The sequence below is a fragment of the Streptomyces sp. NPDC003023 genome, assembly GCF_042888225.1.
Taxonomy (GTDB): domain Bacteria; phylum Actinomycetota; class Actinomycetes; order Streptomycetales; family Streptomycetaceae; genus Streptomyces.
This window is the reverse complement of the sequence record NZ_JBIAPL010000023.1, coordinates 1-4,345: the sequence shown is the minus strand read 5'-3', so window position 1 is coordinate 4,345 and position 4,345 is coordinate 1. Positions and strand designations below refer to the sequence as shown.

The 4,345-nt window shown below is 70.6% G+C and carries 2 protein-coding genes; both read left to right on the top strand.

Features of this window, described 5'->3' with window-relative positions; translation table 11 throughout:
- Positions 1–2,724 (top strand): type I polyketide synthase (locus tag ACFYV1_RS33590; RefSeq protein WP_389399448.1); only part of this gene is annotated, 2,724 nt, incomplete at its 5' end.
- 68 nt (positions 2,725–2,792) lie between these two features.
- On the top strand, positions 2,793–4,345 hold a 1,553-nt coding region (locus tag ACFYV1_RS33585; RefSeq protein ID WP_389399447.1), incomplete at its 3' end, for a type I polyketide synthase.

The window sequence follows — 4,345 nt, the reverse complement described above, 5'->3', positions numbered from 1 at the left end:
GCCTTCCAACGCGAACGCTTCTGGCAGCAGGTGTCCACCTCGGGCGGCGACGTGACGTCGGTGGGGTTGGAGGCGGCGGGGCATCCGTGGCTGGGTGCGGTGACCGCGCTGGCCGATGGTGAGGGCCATGTGTTCAGTGGTCGTGTCTCGCTGCGTGTGTTTCCGTGGTTGGCCGATCATGCGGTGTTCGGCACGGTGATCGTTCCCGGCACGGCGCTGCTGGAACTGGCGTTGTCGGCCGGTCATTTCGTGGGTGCGGGCCGGGTGGAGGAACTGACTCTCCTGGAGGCCCTGGTTGTTCCGGAGGAGGGCGAACTGCGTCTCCAGGCGACGGTGGGTGCACCCGCACCTGATGGGCGTCGTCCGTTTGCGCTCTACAGCCGGCGTGGTGACGACGGGGAGTGGACCCGGCATGCGGCCGGTGAGCTGAGCGAGGCACCGGTCCCCGCCTCGGACGGCTTCGAGGCGTTGGCGCAGTGGCCGGTGCCCGGCGCGCAGCAGGTGGATCTGGACGGTTTCTACGAGCGGTTCGCCGAGCAGGGCATTGCCTACGGCCCGGCCTTCCGGGGTCTGAGCGAACTGTGGCGTGACGGCGACACCGCCTACGGTCTGGTCCGCCTGCCCGAAGACGCCTCGACCGACGGGTATGGCATCCATCCGGCGCTCCTCGACACGGCGTTGCATGTGCTCAAGGGGTCGGCGGCTGCGCGGGAGCGGTTGGAGGGTGCGCTGCTGCCGGTGGAGTGGGCGCAGGTGGAACTGTCGGCGGTCGGCGGCAGCGAGTTGCGTGTCCGCGCGGACCTTGATCCGTCCGGTACGTCTCTGCGGCTGTGGGCCGCCGATGCGGCCGGCAGGCCGGTCGTGTCCGGTCGTCTGGACCTGCGTGAGGTGACCGCCGAACAGATCCGTGCCGCGACATCCGTCGACCACCTGTACCGGGTGGAGTTCCAGCCAGTCCCGGCCGGTTCGCCGCCGGCGCGTGACGCAGACCGGCTGGTGATCGACGCACGCGGCTGGTCGGGTTCGGTGACGGAGGTCGCCGGACGGGGTCTGACCGAACTGCAGCAAGCCCTGCCCGGCGACACAGCCGAGATCGTGCTGGTGACCTGTGGTGCGGTCGGCGAGGACGCCACGAGTGTGGCGCAGGCATCGCTGTGGGGTCTGGTGCGTTCGGCACGCAGTGAGCACCCGGAGCGGGTGATTCGCCTGATCGACACCGACACCGATGACCTGACGTCGGCCCTGTCCGTGGCGGACGAGCCCGAACTGATGGTCCGCGCAGGCCGCATCCTGGCCGCCCGTCTGGTCCGGGCATCCGCTGATGTCGACGCGCAGGCCCGTGCCCTCGATCCTGCCGGGACGGTGCTCATCACCGGTGGTACGGGGGAGTTGGGCCAGGCCCTGGCCCGCCACCTGGTTCACGAGCACGGCGTGCGGCGTCTCGTGCTGACGTCCCGCCGCGGTGCCGACGCGCCCGGTGTGTCCGACCTGGTGGGGGAGTTGACCGCAGCGGGTGCCGACCGGGTCGAGGTCGTCGCGTGTGATGTGGCCGACCGTGCCCAGGTCCGCGCCCTGCTCACCGGCGCGGACACCGCTCACCCGTGGACCGGCGTGTTCCACCTCGCCGCCGTCCTCGACGACGGACTCCTCGCCGACCAGAACCCCGACCGTCTCACCGATGTCCTCGCTCCCAAGACCGAGAGCGCACTCCACCTGCACGACCTCACCCGTGAACTGGACTGCGACCTCGCCGCGTTCATCCTCTACTCCGGCGCCGCCGGAGTGCTGGGCACCGCCGGCCAGAGCACCTACGCCGCCGCCAACACGGCCCTCGACACGCTCGCCACCCACCGCCGCAACCAAGGGCTTGCCGCGACCAGCCTGTCCTGGGGCCTGTGGCAGCAGGCCGGAACCGGCATGACCGCCCACCTCGGCCAGGCCGAACTCGCCAGGATGCGCCGCCAGGGCATCGCCCCGCTGCCCGTCGACCAGGGACTGCGGCTCCTCGACCGGGTACTCCAGGGCAAGGACAGCCACCTCGTACCGGCCGTCCTCGACCTTGCGGCGGTCCGGCGGGAAGCGGAGACGAACGGTGCGCTCCCTGCCCTCCTCCGTGGACTGGTCCGACCCCAACTGCGCCGGGCAGCCGACCGGACCAGCGACGCGCCGTCGTCCCTGCGCGACGAGCTGACGGCCCTGCCGGAGGCGCAGCGTGCACAGCACGTCCAGCAGGTCGTCCTCGGTGAACTGGCGGCGGTCCTCGGCATCAGCGACGTCTCCGGCCTGCGACCGGACCAGGTGCTCAAGGAACTGGGCCTGGATTCACTGATGGCGGTGGAACTGCGCAGGCGGCTCGCCGCGGCCACCGGCACCTCCCTGCCCGCCACCTTGGTGTTCGACTACCCGACCCCGGGCGCCATCACGGACCTGGTGATCGACCGGTTGGACATCACCGCCGACGCCGACAGGCAAGAACCGTCCCCCGACAGCCCCCCTGCCGTACTGGACTGGGTCCTGCAGCGCGTGTCCGCCGACCAGCTGCACCGGAGCGGCCTGCTCGACATGCTCGTCGACCTCGCGAACAGAGAGAACGGGGACGGGACCGCCGACCCCTCCGCCACCACCCCCCGCCCCTCCGGCGCGCCCCGCCTGGAAGAGCGGTCGGTCGACGACATCAACGCCGAACTCAACGCCTTCCTGGAAGCCGCAGGCGCAGGCGACTGACCCGCCGCCTTCCGCCACGAAGACGCCACCCCGATTTTCCGCTGACGTTTGTTGAGGGAACCGCAAAGATGACTAACTCGAATCAGGCTCAGCTGGAACGTGCCCTGCCCGCCATCCGCCTCCTCCAGAAGCGCGCGGCGGATCTCGAGGCCCGCTTCCACGAGCCGATCGCGGTCGTGTCGATGGCGTGCCGACTGCCGGGCGGCATCGACACCCCCGAGGGTTTCTGGCAACTGCTGGCCGAAGGACGGGATGCCGTCGGGGAGTCCCCGTCGCACTGGAACGGACTGGACTACTACGACCCCGACCCCCAAGCTGTGGGCAAGAGCTATGCCCGCGAGGGCGGATTCCTCACCGGTGTCGAGGACTTCGACGCCGCGTTCTTCGGCATCAGTCCGCGTGAGGCGCAGTCGATGGACCCCCAGCAGCGGCTGGTGCTGGAGGCGTCCTGGGAGGCGCTGGAGCGGGCCGGTATCCGCCCCGACACGCTCGGCGGCAGCCGCACCGGCGTCTACCTCGGCACGATGAGCACCGACTACGGCAACCATCAGGGCCACGACCTCGACGCCCTCGACGGTTACGTGAAGACCGGCAACGCGAGCAGCGTGGTATCGGGCCGTGTGTCGTACGCGCTGGGCCTGCAAGGGCCGGCCGTCACCATCGACACCGCCTGCTCCTCCTCCCTCGTCGCCCTGCACCTGGCGGCCACGGCGCTGCGGCAGGGCGAGTGCGACCTGGCCCTCGCCGGCGGCGTGACCGTCATGTCGACCCCCTCGCTCCTCGTGGAATTCAGCCGCCTCAAAGGCATGGCCCCCGACGGACGTTGCAAGAGCTTCTCCGCATCTGCCGACGGCGTCGGCTGGGCAGAGGGCTGCGGTGTCGTCCTCCTGAAGCGGCTGTCGGCGGCCGAGCGGGACGGTGACCGCGTCCTGGCCGTGATCCGCGGCTCGGCAGTGAACCAGGACGGCCGCAGCCAGGGCCTGACCGCCCCCAACGGACCCTCCCAGCAGCGCGTGATCCAGGACGCCCTGGCCGCCGCCCGCCTCACTCCCGCCGACATCGACGCGATCGAGGCACACGGCACCGGCACCTCCCTCGGCGACCCGATCGAGGCCGGCGCACTCACCGAAGTCTTCGGCGAACACCGGGTGTTCCTGGGATCGTCGAAGTCGAACCTCGGACACGCGCAGGCCGCCGCCGGAGTGATCGGCGTCATGAAAATGATCCTCGCCCTGCAGCACGAGACACTGCCGCAGACCCTGCATGCCGACGAACCCAGCCCCCATGTCGAGTGGGACGACAGCGGCCTTGTCCTGCTCCAGCAGGAGCGGCCCTGGCAGAAGAGCGAGCGTGTTCGCCGGGCAGGTGTGTCGTCGTTCGGGCTGAGTGGGACGAATGCGCATGTGGTGCTGGAGGAGGCCCCGCCGGTGGCGGAGGCGCCTGCGGAGGATCGGAGTGACCGGCTGCCTGTGGTGCCGGTGGTGGTGTCGGGCCGGGATCAGGGTGCGTTGCGGGACAACGCGGCTCGCCTCGCCGACTGGCTGGAGTCCCGTGGCGGCGCGGAGCCGGATCTCGCCGATGTGGCGTTCTCCGCTGCGCGACGGACCCGTTTCGAACGCCG